We start from the raw sequence: 17,846 nt of genomic DNA, 5'->3' as shown, positions 1-17,846 counted from the left end.
TGTCTATTTTAAAAGTGAAAAAGACTAAAATGGGAAACCCCTTTTTCCAACCGCGACATTTATAATGTATATTCTGATTTTCGCAGTCTGAGTTGAGAGCTTAATGTTTGAATTTATCCGTACACACCAACGTATCGTATTGGCCGCGTTAATTATTTTGGTGGTTCCGTCATTTGTTTTTTTTGGCGTGGCCGATTACCAAAGTTTCGTTTCCAACGATGTAAAACTGGTAGCTATTAAAGAAGCCAATATTACCCAAGAGCAGTTTAACCAATCCTGGCGCAATCGTTTGGACGAAATGAGAATGCAGTCTGGTGCAAATTTTGATGTTGCCAAGGTAGATACGCCTGCCAACCGGAGAGCCTGGCTGAATCAGCTTATCAATGCCCAGGTGCTGCAGCAGGAAATGATCGACGGTCATTTCAACGCCACTGACAATATGGTTCGCAATGCCATTGGCTCCAATCCCCAGTTCCATGAGAACGGTGTGTACTCTCCTCAAAAATACACCGAATTTTTAGTCAGAAACGGCATCAGAGACATCGATTATGAAGCTTATGTCCGTCAGAATCTGGCTTATGCACAGGTGCTTGAGCCTATTGCGCAATCGGTGTCGATGCCTGAAAAAACGCTTGAGCTATTACAATCGGCCATGGTTCAGGAGCGTGCCGTTCGCCTGAAAGAATTTGAGATTTCCACATACCTGCCAGATGTCACGGTTTCCGATGAGGACATCAAACAGTGGTACGATAAAAACAGTAAAACCCTCGAAGTTCCCCGCTATGTGGATGCCCAGTACATTATCCTTAACCAGGATGCGGCATTAAAATCGGTACCCGAAGTTTCAGAAGCTGATATCGAATCCTACTATCAATCCAATATTGGCAAGTACACTAAACAGGAACGTCGGGTCGTTAATCATATTCAAATCAAGGTGCCTGAAGGGGCTGATGCCGCGACCCAGGAAGAAATCCTGAAAAAAGCCCAAGATGTGGCGGCACAGGCCAAGGCAGAGCCCGCAAAATTTTCAGCATTGGCAAAACAGTATTCAGATGACGCAGGTACTAAAAACCTGGACGGCAGCCTGGGTCTGTTGGCCAGGGGTGATATTCCCGTTCTTGATGAGGCCATTTTCTCATTGACAGCACCAGGCGTGACCGATCCGGTCAAAGTGGGCAATTCTTATCATATTATTCAGGTAGCCAGTATCGATGCAGGCTCTGTTCAGCCATTGTCTGCTGTCAAGAGTCAGGTGCTGGAAGAAATCCGCCTGCAGCTGGCATCGGAAAAATTTGCCGATCTGGCTACCGGCCTGGTCCAGCAGGTCAATGATGATCGTTCATCATTGCAAGGCGTTGCCGATAATCTTCAGCTGGAACTGCAAACGGTCAATGGTGTGGCCCGTGACCTGCTGCTGACCGCAGAGCAAGTGGGAGAGAATGCTGCTTCAGCCAGTCCCGATGCCAAATACTTCGAGGCCCCCAGGGTGCGTGAGGTCCTGTTCTCCGATGAGGTGTTGAAACAAAAACTCAATTCTGGCGTGATAGAAATTTCACCCTCTGAGTTGCTGGTGGTTCGTGCAGTGCAGGAAGTGCCTGCCGCGATCCCCCCACTGGATGCCGTCAGGGCCGAGGTGGAAAAAATGGTAAGGGATGAAAAAGCCTTTGAGCAGGCCAAACTGGCCGGTGAGCAAGCGCTTAAAATGCTTCAGGAAAACGGTGAACCTTCATCGGTTGGCTTTGGTGCCGAGACAACAATCAGTCGTTTGATGGGCAATCAATTGCCCGAGACAATGCTCAATACCATCATGAATGCACCTACCGATAAATTGCCTTCCTTTGTGGGTACCACTACGCCTAATGGTTTTGTCATTGCACAAATTGAAAAAGTGTCCGAAGGCAACTCTGAAATGAAAACGCTTTTTACGCAATTCTTGCAACCCGGTCTGGAAACAGGTGTGGCAGCCGAGATTGCCCAAGGTGTGACCAGTATTCTGCGTGCAGACCATGAGGTACAGATCTTCCCTGAAGCCGAGAAGGTGATTTTGGGTGAATAAACCGGTCAGGCGCTTTTTTAAAGCATAGGCCTTTAATCCGGGCTGTCATGAATAAACCCCATAAAGCTGGATGTATTCCGGTTTTATGGGGTTTTTCTATTGTGGGTCATCAAGTATTGGTGAGGGGTGTTGCAAGCCCCTCCAAGTGATGGTGGGCGTTTTCTGGTTCACCTTGCTCAGTTAATGGCCTGTTGCAATACGGCCCACACATTTTCCGCCATGGTTTTTTGTGCGGCTTCGTTCGGGTGGATGCCATCGTCCTGAAACATGTTTTTATCCAGCGCAAAATGTTCAAACAGGAAGGGCACCAGCAGGGCATCCTGTTCCTGCGCCACCTGGGCAAACATTTCCTTGAACTGTTGTGAATACACAGGTCCGAAGTTGGGCGGAATTTGCATGCCGACTATGATTACTTTGGCCTGTGCCTGCCTGCTCAATTCGCTCATTTTAGCCAGATTGCTTTTGGACGCTTCCAGTGACAGACCGCGCAGCGCATCATTTGAGCCCAATTCCACAACTACCACAGAGGGTGTGTGTTGCGCCAGCAGGGCGGGAAGACGGGTAAGGCCACCGCTGGTTGTATCGCCGCTTATACTGGCATTGACGACTTCATAATTGTCATCATCGCCCAGAAAATCGGATTTAATTATTTCCACCCAACCTTTGCCCCTTTCAATGCCATATTCTGCTGATAAACTGTCTCCTATAACCAGTAGCGTTTTGTTGCTGGTGTTTTGTGCATTCGCCATTTGAAAAGCAGCGGTACACATGAATAGCGTCAGACATAATTTGAGTAGTTGATTTATGAAAAACATATTTGCCCTGGAAGTTGATGGTTTGAATAAAGTAGTGGAAGATGCCAATGGCCAGCTTCGTATTTTAGAGGATATTTCCTTTTCGCTTGAAAAAGGTAAGACACTGGCCATTACCGGAAGTTCTGGTTCTGGCAAATCTACCCTGCTGGGCATTCTGGCCGGGCTCGATGTGCCCAGTCAGGGTAGTGTGCACTTGATGGGACAGGACCTGTTTTCACTTGATGAGGATCAGCGTGCCCAGTTGCGGGCGTATCATGTGGGATTTGTGTTTCAGTCTTTTCAGTTGCTGCCTAATCTGACAGCGCTGGAAAATGTCATGCTTCCTTTGGAGCTGCAAGGCAAACGGGCCAAAGAGCCGGCATGGGCCATGTTAGAGCGTGTGGGCCTTTCCAGGCGTTCTCATCACTATCCCAAAACGTTGTCTGGCGGAGAGCGTCAGCGTGTGGCTCTGGCACGGGCCTTTGTGGTTGAACCGGCCATATTATTTGCCGATGAGCCTACCGGTAGCCTGGATGCTGCAACCGGCACCCATATTATGGATTTGATGTTTGCGTTGCATCAGGAAAAAAGAAGCACCCTGGTTTTGGTCACCCATGATGGGGTGCTGGCCAGCCGTTGTCAGCAACAGCTGGTATTGCAGGCGGGCAGGGTGGTTGCCTAGCTTTTGACCCTGACGATCTTGGTAACCTGTGGGACGTGCCGTATCAGCCGGATTACACGGGCCAGATGCTTGCGGTCATCGACCTGAATGGTAATTTGGATGGTGGCGGTTTCAAGGGCCTCTTCATTCATGGACATCTGGATAATGTTGGAGTCAGCCGTGGCGATTTGAGCCGCGATACGTCCCAATACGCCTTTTTCACTCTTGAGAGTAACTTCAAGACGGGTGGGCAAGTGCTTGGCGGTTTCCTTGTCCCAGTTGACCGAAGAGACCCAGCGTTCGGGTTCGCGGGTGCGCTGGCGAAGGGCCGTAGGACAGTCTTCGGTATGAACGACCAAGCCATGACCGGGACGAATACAGGCGATGAGAGGGTCACCAGGTATGGGGCAGCAGCAGCTTGAAAGTTGAGCCGCCTGACCTTCGTTACCCTGAATGAAAATAGTGCCTGTTTTGGCAACGGACATTTCATCAATAACGGCGGCACTGGTTGCCAGGATTTCGTTATCGATAATGAACCGACGTGCAACAACCGCAGCCAGACGACGTCCCAGGCCGATATCGGCCAGAATTTCATCAACCGAGCTGGCACCGGTACTTTTGGCCAGTTTTTCCCATTGCGGATCATCTTTGGGGGGCATGGGGATATTCAGTTCTTGCAAGGCATGCAAAAGCTGCTTTTCACCAAACTGAATGGATTCGCTGTATTTGACCGTTTTCAGGAAATGGCGAATTTCAGAACGGGCTTTGCCGGTACGTACATAGTTAAGCCATTGGGCGCTGGGTACAGAGGCCGGAGAAGTGATGATTTCAATCCTGTCGCCACTGCTGAGTTCAGTCTTGAGAGGTACAAATTCACCATTGATTTTGGCTGAAACCGCATGATTGCCAATATCGGTATGAATAAGATAGGCAAAATCAATAGGTGTTGCGCCACGTGGCAATGAGATGATTTTACCTTTGGGCGTTAGCACATAAACGGCATCGGGGAACAGGTCTACCTTGACGTGTTCAAGGAATTCACCTGAGTCACCGGTTTGACTTTGGATATCCAGCAGCGACTGTAGCCAGCGATGGGTTTGCTTTTGCAGGTCGTTGAGAGAGAGATCATCATTTTTGTATATCCAGTGAGAAGCCACACCTTTTTCGGCAATGTGGTCCATATCACGGGTACGAATCTGGAATTCGATGGGGGTGCCATAAGGGCCCACCAAGGTGGTGTGCAAAGATTGGTAGCCATTAAGCTTGGGAATGGCAATGTAATCTTTGAATTTACCGGGTACCGGCCGATACAGCTGGTGAATCACGCCCAAGGCCAAATAACATTCAGGCAGGGTATGAACAATAATACGGAAGCCGTAGATATCCAAGACATCGGAAAAGGATTTTTTTTGTTCACGCATTTTTTTATAAATACTGAACAGGGATTTCTCACGACCGGAAATTTCGGCTTCGATACCTTGAGCTGGCAGGGCGGTGGTGATGTTGTCGGTGATTTTGGTAAGCACCTCACGGCGATTACCCCGGGCTGCCATGACGGCTTTGTGCAGGACGGAATAACGGTTGGGCGAGCTGGCCTCAAAACACAGGTCTTGCAGTTCACGAACCAGGGAGTTAAGGCCCAGGCGATGTGCAATAGGCGTATAAATTTCCAGGGTTTCGTTGGCCACCCGCCGGCGTTTGGCTGGATCTACCGCATCCAGGGTTCGCATATTGTGCAGGCGGTCGGCCAGCTTGATTAAAATAACCCGGACGTCTTTGGCCATGGCCAACAGCATTTTGCGGAAACTTTCCGCCTGCTGTTCGGCCTTGGTGGCAAAATTGAGCTTTTCAAGTTTGGTAAGGCCATCGACCAGATTGGCCACATCGGGGTTGAATTTTTCAGCCAGTTCTGACTTCAGAACCCCCTGATCTTCGATGACATCGTGTAACAGGGCAGCCATAAGGGCATTGACGTCAAGCTTCCATCCGGCACATATTTCGGTGACTGCAATGGGATGGGTAATGTAGGGAGCACCACTGGAACGGAATTGACCCAAGTGGGCCTGGTCTGCAAAGCGGTAAGCCTCGCGGACTTTTTCAATGTCTTTACTGTCCATGTAGCTGGACAGCATTTCGGTAAGCGTGGCCAATGAAGCTATGGTCGGATCATTGGCCGGTGTGGCCTTGCCTGTGGTCAGTTGAGTTGATTCAGCTGACTGGGTGGATTCTTTCTGTTTTCTTTTAAAGGGAGACCCGGCACGCAACGCATGCAATATCGTTGAGGATGCGCCTTTAATCCCTTTTAAAGTCATAGTGTGGATCCTTGCCAGTTGTTGATTCAGGTAGGTACTTTACGCAACATTTCAAGACCGGTGACACCGCTTGCGATTTCACGCAATGCGAGTACGGTGGGTTTGTCTTTGTTGCTTTCCAGGCGAGGCTCATGACCCTGGGCCAGTTCGCGTGCACGGTAAGTGGCCGCCAGCGTCAGGCTAAAGCGGTTTGGAATTTGTTTTAAACAGTCTTCAACGGTAATTCGTGCCATTTGATAACCTGAAAATATAGGAAAATAATAACAAGCCTACTGGGAGGAGATATTTGCAATACCCAGATCGGCGAATAGTTTTTCGTGTCTTGCTGCTTGTGCTGTATAGCGCAAACGAGCCGTAGCAATAATTTGCTTCAGCTCATGAAGGGCAACTTCGAAATCATTGTTAATGATAACATATTCACACTCTGGCGCGTGCGCAATTTCGCTGCCGGCCGCTAATAAGCGACGGGCAATCACGTCTGGTTCATCTTGACCGCGACGGGTTAACCTGACTCTCAGTTCTTCAATCGAGGGGGGCAAAATAAAGATGTCGGTGACATCGGAAAACTGCTGTCTTACCTGACGGGCGCCTTGCCAGTCGATTTCCAGCAAAATATCCTTGCCATCTGCTATGGCCTTCTTGATCAGGGTTTTGGGTGTGCCGTAAAAGTTGCCGTGCACCTCTGCCCATTCCAACAAGTCATCGTTTTCTTTAAGTGCCTGGAATTCTTCCACACTGATGAAATGATATTCACGCCCGTTTTCCTCACCCGGTCTGGGGGGACGGGTTGTGCAGGAAACAGATAGTTCAATACCGGTATCTTCTTTCAGAAGGGCATTGACCAGGCTGGATTTTCCGGCACCGCTGGGAGCGATAATCATAAATACATTACCGGGATATTTCTTCATGGTGACGAGTCCATTTTTTTAGAAGTAGCAAGGATAACAAAAAATTAAGTGCTATTAATAAATAAACAGAAAAAAGTCCGCGTTAAATACCCTCAAGTGGTGCCAGCCCGCTTCATTCTTGGTAGCATATGCCAAATAAAACACATTGGAGAATATAACAATGAGCATTTCAAACCATAAAGTGGCGGTGGTAACGGGAGCGGGCTCCGGTATTGGCAGGGCGGTTGCTCTGGAATTGCTAAGTGCGGGTTACCGGGTGGTGTTGGCCGGAAGACGGCAGGACGTGCTGGAAGAAACTCGCACCGCAGCCGGACTGGATGCGGTCAGGGCTCTGGTGATTCCTACGGACGTCACCAGGGAAAACGAGGTGAAAGCCTTGTTTGAACAGACCCAGCGTGAATATGGCCGGGTGGATGTATTGTTCAATAACGCTGGAAAAAGTGGTGCAGCGGTACCCATTGACGAGTTTTCGGCCCAGGAATGGCGTGAGATTGTGGATGTGAACCTGACCGGCATGTTCCTGTGTGCCCAGGCCGCTTTTCATGTGATGCGCTACCAGGAGCCGCAAGGGGGCCGGATCATTAATAACGGTTCTATCTCAGCCACGGCACCACGCCCCATGTCGATTGCCTATACCGCCACCAAGCATGCCGTTACCGGCCTGACCAAAAGCATTTCGCTGGACGGCCGTGCCTATAATATTGCCTGCGGCCAGATAGATATTGGCAATGCCGGCACCGATATGACGGAAAGAATGAAGAAAGGCATTTTGCAGGCCAATGGTGAAATCATGCCCGAGCCGATTATGGACGTGGCGCATGTGGCCCAAACTGTTCGTACCATGGCTGATTTCCCGCTGGAAACCAATGTGCAGTTTGTGACGATAATGGCGACGAAGATGCCGTTTGTTGGGCGTGGGTAGACTTTAAGCCGTTTGGTGAATCGAACAGTTGTGGCATAAGCAAGCCACTGAGGTCTGAAAACATGATGGCTTGCGGTGAATATACTGTTTGATTTACTCCAATGGATTTCTTTTAGCAAAGAGCAAAACATAATATGCAACAGATCGGGATTTATGAGCAGCTTATTACCCAACTTATTACAAGACGTTTAAATCGAGACAGATTTTATATTGGGGAGCGAGCGCTTGAGCCTGCTGAAGCGTCAATGTGGCTTTCCCGGTTTTTATGTCATATTTTTGAGTATGCTATTTCGTCAATTCCTGCTGGTGAAAATCAAGTGCAGCAGCAAGTTTTATTATCCAATGAACTGTTGCTTTGGTTGAAAGAAAAGCTTAATGATGATGACTTCATTGAGGATAATTTGCTTGATTGTCAGGGAAAAATCCTTACTGCGCTATTTGAGAAAGAGCACCCGATCGCCGCGGATTATAAAAAATATGTCGATGATATATTCCCTTTGACGGGTTTAAGTCAAAGTGAATTGTTTAGTGGTAGTAATGCAGGCTTGTCGTTAGAGTCTGAAATAAAAAGAGAAATCCTATCTTCAGATAAGATTTATTGGCTTGTTTCATTTATAAAATGGACAGGCATTCGTATTTTTAGTAAAGAGTTGGAAGCGTTCACGAAAAGTGGCCGAGAATTGAAAGTAATTACGACTTCTTATATGGGTGCAACCGATACCAAGGCTGTTGAGTTTTTGGCTAGTTTGCCCAATACCGAGGTTAGGCTTAGCTACAATACACAGCGTGAGCGTTTGCATGCTAAAAGTTATCTATTTTTAAGAAATACGGGATTTAATACGGGATATATAGGCTCTTCAAATTTATCACATTCAGCGTTAACGAGTGGTCTTGAATGGAATTTAAAAATTACTTCTCAGGAAATTCCACATATTATTAATAAGTCAATCAGTACGTTTGAAACGTATTGGGCGTCTAATGATTTTGAAGTATTTGATGGGCAAGTAGAAAGTGTTGGCAAATTAAAGCAGGCCTTAACACAAGCTCGAGGAACGCAGCGTAATGATGAGCGTCATTTTTTTGACATAAAGCCTTTTGCACACCAGCAAGAAATCTTAGAACAATTGATGGTGGAACGTAAGCTGCATCAACGATTCAGAAACTTGGTTGTAGCAGCAACCGGTACCGGAAAAACACTTATTTCGGCCTTTGATTTTGCACGATTTGTAAAACAAAAACCCGAGGCGAAATTTTTGTTTATTGCACATCGTGAAGAAATTTTGAAGCAAGCCAGAGAGGCTTACAGAGGGGTGCTTAAAAACAGTCATTTTGGAGAAATATGGGTGGGTGTTTATAAGCCTGAACATTATCACCAGCTGTTTGCTTCGATTCAGACATTAAACAATCAATTAACTACTTTAAACTTAAGTCCTGATTACTATGACTATATCGTGATTGATGAAGTGCATCATATTGCCGCGAGTAGTTATCGTTCGGTCATTGACTACTTCAAGCCAGAAATTTTTCTTGGATTAACGGCGACCCCAGAACGACATGATGGCGTAGATATTTTATCTGATTTTTGTGGGGTGATTGCCGCAGAAATTCGATTGCCTGAAGCAATTAATCAACGTCATCTTAGTCCCTTTCAATATTTTGCTATTGATGATGATACTGATTTAAGAAATATCAGTTGGAGTCGCGGTCGGTATGATATTGCACAATTAAGCAATCTTTATACCCATAATCAACTACGCGTGAATATGATTATCAGGAATCTGCGGGAAATTGTTACCGATACGAGCAACATGAAAGCATTGGCTTTTTGTGTTAGTAAAGAGCATGCTAATTATATGTGTCAGCAATTCTTGCTAAAAGGCATTCCCAGTGATGTGCTGACTAGTGATAATCGTCATGAGCGTCAGCAGAAACAACAAGCCATTCGATCTGGGAAAATCAATGTACTCTGTGTTGTCGATATTTTTAATGAAGGGGTGGATATACCTGAAGTTGATACCTTGCTGTTTTTACGACCTACTGAAAGCTTGACGATTTTTTTACAGCAGCTGGGTCGTGGATTGCGATTGGCTGATGGCAAAGAGTGTTGTACGGTATTGGATTTTATTGGGAACTCAAGGCCTGAATATGATTTTTCGAATAAGTTTCGTGCTTTGGTGGGTAAAACCAATAAGGCGATTGTTGATGAAATTAAACAAGGCTTTCCACATGTGCCTTTGGGGTGTCGCATTGAACTGACTAAGCGCGCTCAGGAAATTGTATTAAAAAATATCCGGCAAGCCAGTTTAAATGCAAATAGGTTAATGGGATTGATACGGCAATATCCTCAGCAAACAAGCTTGCCACTTAGCTTAGGCAATTTTTTAAAGATTTACCCATTTATTGACTTGAACGATTTATATAAATTGGGCTGCTTTACAGGCTTGCTCATTAAAGCTAAGCAAGCTGATTTCAATGAAAATATCAATCACTCTGTGTTAAGCAATTTTGAAAGGGCAATTAAAACACGGTTTTTATCTACTGATGCTTATGACTACTTGTATTTTGTTAGAGATTTATGTCGGCATGATTTTAAGCTGAAAGAGAAAATGAGCCTACGTATGGCATTGATGTGCCATTATGACTTTTGGCAAAAATCTGGCGTAGAAATTGGGTTTTCAAATTTGCAAGATAGTTTAAGTGCTTTTGATATTCCTGCTTTAAAATCTGAGTTGTCAGATCTTTTGACATTATTGCTGGATCGAATTCAACATGAGCAAAATGAGTTGCCAAATTTATCTGGGATTCCTTTAAGTCTCCATGCACGATACGCGCGTGAGCAAATTCTAGTCGCTTTTGGTGCTTCTACTTTTGAGCGACAAGCGCCAGCACGGGAAGGGGTATTAGAAATAAAAGATCAGAATCTCGAGCTAATGTTTGTGACCTTAAATAAAAATGAAAAGCAATTTTCGCCAACAACGATGTATCATGATTATGCAATCAATGAGCATCTTTTCCATTGGCAATCACAAAATAGCGCGCGCCCAGATCGTGGGAAAGGGGCTACCTATATTCAGCACAGGCAACTAAATAAACGGTTGTTTTTATTTGTTCGTGAGCAAACCAAGGACGAATACAATCGAACGATGGGATTCGTGAATTTTGGTGAGGTTGAGTATATTTCACACACAGGTTCACAACCCATGAATATCACCTGGCGTTTAAAAACACCCATGCCACCATTTATGTGGCACCAAGCAGCTAAATTAGCAGTGGGTTAACTGGAATGAATGCGCCGTTTAATGATCTGGAATTGGTCACGATTCGTACGCCAGACGATTTATCGGGCAGTCCTGTGATGCGTTATCTGGCCTTGATGCTGGATGAGGCCATGCAGCAGGACGGGTCTTTCAAGGCAACAGCTAAAGGAAATTTGCCCGGGAAACTGGTAAAAAAAGCCAGTGAATTGTTGCCTGGGTTTGCCGTTGCCGAATTTGAAACGGAACCCAGTATCAGTGCTTACGTGGGCAGTAACGAAGATAATTTTAATGCCTTGCGCTACACGCGCATGTTGGCTGATCTTGCCGGCATTATTTATTTAAGAAAAGGGCGTTTTCATATTAAGAAAGCGGCACAAAAACAGTATCAAATACATGGCATCAACGCCTTTTTCCTGCCCATGCTGGAAGCTGCCACCACCCAATTCATCTGGAACTACATGGATGGGTTTGATGACGACGTTGATTTGCGGCCATTTTGGTTATTTATGTTGTGGCGGCTGCAAAGTCATGATTCTATAGAGCAAATGATTGAAGAGGTGTGCGTCGCGTTCCCTATGTTGCTGCGTCAGTTTCCACCCCATGAGTATTACACTCCTGAAAAGTATCTGGGGATTTGTATTAAGGCACGCTTTATTAAGCGTTTTTTGGAGTTTTGGGGGTTCATTACCATTAATCCGAGAGGATTTTCTGGTAACGAACCTTTATCAGGAAAGGTAAGTAAACAGCCTTTGTTAACGCAAACCTTTCATTTTATGGTGAAGTAGTTTGCTTATCAATCCAGGCTGATATTCGCTTTCTGAATCAGTCCCTTATAAGTTTCTTCTTTCTGATCCAGGCGTTGTCCCAATTCGTTTAATGGCCAGGTTAGCGGATCAAAAGCGAAAGAGTCAAAGCGTTTGATCACTTCAGGATTAGACAGCACCGTGGCCACATCGGCCTGGATTTTGTCACGTACCTCTTCTGGAATGCCTTTGGGGGCCAGCAGCGAAACAATTGAATTGACATCCAGTTCGGTGGGGCCTCCGGCTTCAGCAACAGTTGGTACATCAGGGAACAGGGGGTGTCGCTTGGGGGCGGCAATGGCAAGGTAACGCAGTTTGCCGCTGTCATAGACCGGACGGGTGGAAGGGATGGTGCCATAGGCCCAGTCCACTTCGCTGTTGGCAACGGCCGTATACAGCTGGCTGACTTCCTTGTAGGGAATATGCAGCATTTTTGTGCCGGCAAGTGAATCTATCCATTCACCACCCAGGTGACCGGGGCTGCCTACAAACCATGAACCGTATGTGACGCTGTCGGGTTTGGTTTTGGCAGCCTCAATAAGGTCTGTCATGTTTTTCCAGGGTGATTTGTCGCTTACGGCAATCATGAAAGGCGTGTAAAACAAGGGGGCGACCAGTTCAAATTTCTCACGAGGGTAATAATTGCGTGATTTGTACAGGTGTGGCAGGGCAGAAACATGCTCGCTGTCCAGTTGCAGTAAAGAATAACCATCGGCAGGGCGCTTGCTAACGGCTTCCAGCGCAATGAAGCCACCACCACCGGGACGGTTTTCCACAATCACGGGTTGCCCCCATATTTTACCCAGCTCCTGGCTTAGTATGCGCAAGACAACATCCGGGCCACTGCCTACCGAAAACGCACTGTACAGGGTCACTGTTTTTTGTGGGAAATCGCTGTTGGCCTGGGCGGCATTGCCCAGGCAGGCAAAAGATAATGCTGCGGCGATGAATGTGGTTTTCTTGAAAAATAACATGGGGTCTCCTGATGCCAAAATGTATAAATGCTTGTCTTTAAAGTGGATTTTTTAATGTGGGTTTTAATGTGGCGACATGATTTTGTTTTTTTGTAAGTTGCTTTATAGCTATCCGGGTTTGCTGGAACGCCTGTCTTGAGGTGGAGTATGTCTGCCTGTTGTTGTAAGTTGATTTTTATCAAACGCTATTATGAATGAGTAGCGATTCAATTTGAAATGAAATCTTATTGCTTGTCATAACAAAAAGTATATGGCAGAAAAAAGTCGCCAGTGGCGGATATCAACCACTGGCGACGTTGGTTTTGCGGATAGGGCAGCTTACTGCCCAAGTGTTGGGTGCGGTGTCAGTCAACAGCGCGTGAAATTTTCTGAACCTCTTCTACATTGACAGCAGTGGCCTGGCCACCCCATTCGGCACGCATCCAGGTAGCCAAGTCCGCAATTTCTTTATCATCCAGTTCATGTGCAAACGGTGGCATGGCATACATGCGCTGGTTGCCTGTGAAAGTCCGGGTGGGAATGCCATTAAGGACGACGCGAATAAGATCCCGGGCCGACTCCATGGCCAGCGTGGCATTGCCGTGCATGGCAGGGGTCACATTGGGAATGCCTTCACCGTTACTGCCATGACAGCCGGCGCAGGCTGCCAGATAGGTGCGCTTACCGATTGCCATCTCACTTTCAGGTGTGGGGTGCTCTGCCTGGGCCAAAGGTTGGGGAGGTGCAGATGCAGGTACTATTTTGCCATCAGGGCCGGTAAGCAGGTAAACCGCAATAGCCTGAACATCATTGATGTCCATGGCGCTGGTGGAAAAGTGCGTGACCGTCTGCATGTCGGCAAATGAGGTGCCTTGCGGCGCGATGCCGGTACTTAAATACTGCGTGAGCGTCGGTACATCAAAGCCGTGCTTGGCCAGGGCGTTGGGCGTGATGTTGGGAATGGCCCAGCCGTTAATTTCACCGCCCTGGAAATCACGGGAAAAGTCAACGCCCATCATGAAATTTTGCGGGGTGTGACAGCTGGCGCAGTGCCCGACGCCTTGTACCAAATAGGCGCCACGCAGCCATTGATCCGAGCGTCCGGGGTGTTCGGGTACACTCCGGTCAGGGAAGTTCAGCAAGTTCCAGAAGTTCATGAAAGGGCGAACAGGCAAGGAGAATACTCCGCTATTGCTTTTATTGGCCACAGCGATGGGAGGGATGCTCATGAAGTAGGCATACAGGGCATCAATATCTTCAGGCGTGGTGATATGCGTGAAAATATAAGGCATGGCCGGATACAGATTGCGGTTGTCAGGGGCAAGACCGTCACGTAAAACGCGATGGAAGTCAGCACGCGTGTATTTGCCTATCCCGTGGATGGGGTCGGGGGTGATATTGGTGGAATACAATGTGCCAAAAGGTGTGTCAATGGCAACGCCTCCTGCCGCTTTAGGTCCTTCGGGTTGTGAGTGGCAGCCGAAACAGTCACCGGCCATCGCCAGCTCACGGCCACGTGGAATCAATTGTTGCATCTTTTCTGCGCTAAGCGGTGTGTCCACACCTGGTGCAACGCTGGTGCTGCGAAACGTCCCCAACAAAATAGCGATGCAAACAACGGCCACGATGAGAATCATGGCGAGAATGATTTTGCGTAGCATGGTGTCTCCTTAGTCCTTGACGCAGCCGGGCGTTGCCAGGGCAACTTCCTTGACGGCTTCGTAGTAGCGTACATAGCCTGTACAACGACAGATATGCTCGTTTAAGGCCTCTTCGATGGCGCTTTCCAAATTGGCCCGCTTGACGGGCTGGCGTTTGAGGCCTTCTATAAATACGGTGGCACCTGCTACAAAACCGGGCGCGCAGTAACCGCATTGGAAAGAAAAATGGTCGATAAAGGCTTGCTGTACGGGGCTGAGGGATTCCAGATTGCCTTGCGGATCGTATTTGGCCTGGCCTTCAATGGTGGTAATGGATTTATTATTGAAGTAGTGGGCGCTGAATACACAAGTGCGGGTTTCTGATAAAGCGCCATCGGGATGGACCTCCATGACCGTGCAGGCATGACATACGCCTTGGCCGCAACCAAACCGGGTGCCCGTCAGGTTTAAGTACTCATGTAGAAAGTCGATCATGGGCATATCCAGCGGTACCTCAACCGGCCCGATTTTTTTGCCATTGATCGTGAGCGTGAGGGGGCGTTTTTCTAAGCTCATACCAGCGCTTCCTTGATTTTGTCAGGGGTAATGGGAAATTCGTAAAAACGTTTGTCAATGGCATGTGTAATGGCATTGCTGATGGCGGCAACGATGGGAATCATGCCCAGTTCGGCCAGACCTTTGGGAGGCGAAGTTTCCGATAAAGGTGGCAGGTAGTCGGCTGTTTGGGTCCATACTGCCACATCTTTGGCGCGTGGCAATGTATACCGGTTGAAGTTCCAGGTGCCGTTACCGGGACCGTCCTCATAAAGCGGCAGTTCTTCCATTAAGGCATGACCGATGCCCATGGCGGTTCCACCTTGTAATTGACCCGATACCAGCTCGGGCACAATCATGGTGCCCGGATCCATCAGTGAATGGTGGCGCATGATTTGCACCCGACCGTCAAATGTGTTCACATTGAGTTCAACCAGGCAGGCGGCGGGTGTATAGGTGGTGGGTCCGGCGCTGCTGCGTTTGGCGGGGGGGTAAGTGGCACTGATGCGTTTGATGAAGTCATAGCCCGCTGTTGTCATGCGTTTTTTCAGGGGTTCGGGCGCACCATCACCATAGCGTAATGCCAGTGCATCGATGGGGAGATTACGTACGCCCACGCCCGGAATGTCAAATTCGGCACGTGCCCACTCCCAACGGCTGAAAGTATGCACCGCCACTCCGGTGATCAGGCCCATTTCATGGGCTTTGCGGGCCAGCACTTCGAAGGGGATGGGCTTCATGCCGCCACCGCCCAGACCATCGGGTCCGATGCGCAGGTCGGAAAACTCTACATTAAAACTGGAAATGGGTCCGCCACCGGCACCTTGGCTCCAGATGGCGCGTGCTGCCGGCCAGAGAGTGAATTCCAGCAAGAAGCGGGCCGCCTGGCGTGTTGCAAAGCCAATGTAATAAACACTGGCCGATGAACTCATGTCAGGGATGATGGATGGCACCCAGTAAGGGTCGTTTTTAGAAAATTCGTCCTGCAGTTTTTGGTCGGCCCAGGCACTCTTGAGTGGCAGCTCCGGAAATTCCGTCACCCCAAATTCAACGTCATCGGGTGCCTTGCCCAAGGCCTGCCACACCATGACTTGTTGTGCAGTGGTTGCACCGGTACCGATTTCCTGGGCGCAATGGCGCATGCTTAATTTGCCATTGCTGTCAAATTCCAGCACCAGGATGCTGGGATCACCGCTTGAACCATACACTTGTTGCACCTGGGCAAAGCCCACGCCATATCGCTTGCCGGGGTTGGCAGCATCAAATTCAGCCTTGGTTTTGTCGCGGTTGGTCCATAAGGGATGTTTGGCGGCCAGGTCCAGCATTTCCAAAAGGCGTGGGTCTCCGGCCTGTACACCACCTTGTGTGTTTTGTACGCCTTCAAGCAGGGCATTGCGGCGGCGCAGTTCAATGGGGTCAATCTTTAATTCATTGGCGATTTCATCCACCATGATTTCGGTAATGCTCATGGTTTGCAAAGAGCCAAAACCACGCATGGAGCCAGCTTCAACGGCCCGGGATGCCATGGCTACCGTTGCCAGGTCGGATTTGGGGAAATAGTAAATAGACTGTGCGCCGCGTGCGCCAACGTGTGAAACGGCCACTGACAGGTTTTCGCGACCGCCACCATTACATGTATACAGGCCTTTCAGGATGTCGAACTTACCGGTCTTGCGGTCTGCCGTAATGGTGACGTTCATGTCGAAAGAATGGCGTTTCATACCAAGCTGGAATTGCTCATAGCGATTATTGGCGACACGAACGGGCATGCCTGCGCTGTACAGGCACGCGGCAATGGCGTAGTACGGGAAGACTGAATAGTCTTTGGAACCATAGCCCACGGTAGAACCCGTTAACAGGATGATGCGTTCAACCGGCGCCTGGGTATTGTCTTTGACCATGGCCGCTGCCGCACTGGCCACACCTGCCGGTGATTGCGTGGCGGTAATGATGTGCAGGCTGCGGGTGCTTGCATCATACCAGGCGGTACAGTTGTCGGGCTCCATGGCACAGGGATCGATGGATTGCGAAAAGCCATGACGTTCCAATACGATTTTATCCGGATTGCTGCGAGCTTTTTCAATTTCATCGGCAATTACCATGGCGGCATCCATGGCCTGGGCCGGTATGCTTGGGTCCAGTGTGGATGCATGAAGGGAGTCCTCGAAACCGCTACCCCGTTTTCTTTTAATGACCTCGGGGATGAACAGTTCAGGATCGGGTTCAAAGGGGGGCCATATCACCTCATTGCCATGAAAGCCACCCTTGATGGAACCATTCTGGAAAGGGGCGAACAATGGGGGATCGTAGGGGCTTTTGCCTCCTATTCGAACGAATCGGCCGGCACCGTAATTGGCTGGGGGTTTGGGGCCGGTGAACTCTCCGTATTTGACGGCGTTTTTCTCAAAGCTGAGTTTGCGTTTGGCTTGCTCAAAGCGGTCAAAGTCTTTGTAAAATAAAATGGCAACCGGATGTCCCAGCAGGGGAGCCGTTTCACCAACCGGCAGCAAAATATGTTTGCCATAGAAACCGCTGCCCATGCTGGTGGGGGCTTCCAGTCCCTTGCTGGCCAAATCTTTTTGCATTAACAGGGTGTCGGGCTGCAGGGTATCGCCCAGTACGCTAAGGTCTATGCCTTCAAAACGATGTTCGGCATCGCTGGCTTTCAGCATAAACGCATAGCCCTGTTCTTTGGGCCAGCCCGGCAAATCCCATGAACGGTAGTCAAATGAAAAGTTTTTTTGACCCGTGACTTTGCGTATGGCGTCCCAGCGGAATTTGGGTTTGCCATTACGACCTATCCATTCGGTCGTGCTTGGTCCAGAGTTCACCTCTAGCGCCTGGGCTGTTGGTAAACGGCCCAGAAGAAGGGTAATACCTCCTGCTGTGCCCAGTTTGATAAAGTCCCGACGGGAAAAACTATTTTGATTCGATCTCGACACAGCCTGCTCCTGATCTTGATTGGGGGTCGGTTTGTTTTTTTGG

At 48.4% G+C, this 17,846-nt stretch carries 13 protein-coding genes; 5 read left to right on the top strand and 8 right to left on the bottom strand.

What is annotated here, in order from left to right; translation table 11 throughout:
* Window positions 1–103: 103 nt before the first annotated feature.
* The gene (locus KU392_RS08975; RefSeq protein WP_217735115.1) at window positions 104–2,056 is read left to right on the top strand and encodes a SurA N-terminal domain-containing protein; all 1,953 of its coding nucleotides are present in this window, start codon (window positions 104–106) and stop codon (window positions 2,054–2,056) included.
* Window positions 2,057–2,232: 176 nt separating this feature from the next.
* Here KU392_RS08975 and KU392_RS08970 read toward each other — a convergent pair whose 3' ends face one another.
* Window positions 2,233–2,805, bottom strand: coding sequence for an arylesterase (locus KU392_RS08970; RefSeq protein ID WP_246587391.1), 573 nt, complete (start codon window positions 2,803–2,805; stop codon window positions 2,233–2,235).
* 55 nt (window positions 2,806–2,860) lie between these two features.
* Between KU392_RS08970 and KU392_RS08965 the strand changes: the two genes are divergently transcribed.
* Window positions 2,861–3,532 carry an ABC transporter ATP-binding protein gene (locus tag KU392_RS08965; RefSeq protein WP_217735113.1) on the top strand — a complete coding sequence of 224 codons (672 nt, stop codon included), beginning with the start codon at window positions 2,861–2,863 and terminating at the stop codon, window positions 3,530–3,532.
* On the opposite strand, the gene KU392_RS08960 is transcribed toward KU392_RS08965, so the two are convergent.
* The 3 genes from KU392_RS08960 to gmk all read right to left on the bottom strand — a co-directional run bounded on the left by KU392_RS08960 (window position 3,529) and on the right by gmk (window position 6,731).
* Window positions 3,529–5,643 carry a RelA/SpoT family protein gene (locus KU392_RS08960; protein ID WP_371808406.1) on the bottom strand — a complete coding sequence of 705 codons (2,115 nt, stop codon included), beginning with the start codon at window positions 5,641–5,643 and terminating at the stop codon, window positions 3,529–3,531. The two genes, KU392_RS08965 and KU392_RS08960, sit on opposite strands and share 4 nt — an antisense overlap.
* 206 nt (window positions 5,644–5,849) lie before the next feature.
* Window positions 5,850–6,056 carry a DNA-directed RNA polymerase subunit omega gene (gene rpoZ / locus KU392_RS08955; protein WP_169294365.1) on the bottom strand — a complete coding sequence of 69 codons (207 nt, stop codon included), beginning with the start codon at window positions 6,054–6,056 and terminating at the stop codon, window positions 5,850–5,852.
* A 36-nt stretch (window positions 6,057–6,092) separates the two neighbouring features.
* Entirely contained in the window at window positions 6,093–6,731 is a 639-nt protein-coding gene (gene gmk, locus KU392_RS08950; protein WP_217735112.1) for a guanylate kinase, read from the bottom strand.
* A 160-nt stretch (window positions 6,732–6,891) separates the two neighbouring features.
* Between gmk and KU392_RS08945 the strand changes: the two genes are divergently transcribed.
* From KU392_RS08945 to KU392_RS08935, 3 genes are all read left to right on the top strand, one after another.
* Window positions 6,892–7,653: an SDR family oxidoreductase gene (locus KU392_RS08945; RefSeq protein WP_200235783.1), complete on the top strand. Its 762-nt coding sequence runs from the start codon at window positions 6,892–6,894 to the stop codon at window positions 7,651–7,653.
* A 134-nt stretch (window positions 7,654–7,787) separates the two neighbouring features.
* Window positions 7,788–10,931 (top strand): DUF3427 domain-containing protein, encoded by a 3,144-nt coding sequence (locus KU392_RS08940; protein ID WP_217735111.1) that lies wholly within the window; start codon window positions 7,788–7,790, stop codon window positions 10,929–10,931.
* 5 nt (window positions 10,932–10,936) lie between these two features.
* Window positions 10,937–11,695, top strand: coding sequence for a hypothetical protein (locus tag KU392_RS08935; RefSeq protein WP_217735110.1), 759 nt, complete (start codon window positions 10,937–10,939; stop codon window positions 11,693–11,695).
* A gap of 8 nt (window positions 11,696–11,703) precedes the next feature.
* On the opposite strand, the gene KU392_RS08930 is transcribed toward KU392_RS08935, so the two are convergent.
* The 4 genes from KU392_RS08930 to KU392_RS08915 all read right to left on the bottom strand — a co-directional run bounded on the left by KU392_RS08930 (window position 11,704) and on the right by KU392_RS08915 (window position 17,803).
* Window positions 11,704–12,687, bottom strand: a complete 984-nt coding sequence (locus KU392_RS08930; RefSeq protein WP_217735109.1) for a Bug family tripartite tricarboxylate transporter substrate binding protein — start codon at window positions 12,685–12,687, stop codon at window positions 11,704–11,706.
* Between the two features lie 344 nt (window positions 12,688–13,031).
* The gene (locus KU392_RS08925; protein WP_217735108.1) at window positions 13,032–14,327 is read right to left on the bottom strand and encodes a cytochrome c; all 1,296 of its coding nucleotides are present in this window, start codon (window positions 14,325–14,327) and stop codon (window positions 13,032–13,034) included.
* A 9-nt stretch (window positions 14,328–14,336) separates the two neighbouring features.
* Window positions 14,337–14,882: a (2Fe-2S)-binding protein gene (locus KU392_RS08920; RefSeq protein WP_169294372.1), complete on the bottom strand. Its 546-nt coding sequence runs from the start codon at window positions 14,880–14,882 to the stop codon at window positions 14,337–14,339.
* The gene (locus KU392_RS08915) at window positions 14,879–17,803 is read right to left on the bottom strand and encodes a xanthine dehydrogenase family protein molybdopterin-binding subunit (protein ID WP_217735107.1); all 2,925 of its coding nucleotides are present in this window, start codon (window positions 17,801–17,803) and stop codon (window positions 14,879–14,881) included. Before KU392_RS08915 ends, KU392_RS08920 begins: the two co-directional genes overlap by 4 nt.
* Window positions 17,804–17,846: the final 43 nt, after the last annotated feature.

The sequence above is a fragment of the Advenella alkanexedens genome (assembly GCF_019132845.1).
GTDB classification, from domain to species: domain Bacteria; phylum Pseudomonadota; class Gammaproteobacteria; order Burkholderiales; family Burkholderiaceae_B; genus Advenella; species Advenella alkanexedens.
This window is presented reverse-complemented; position numbering and strand designations above follow the sequence as displayed.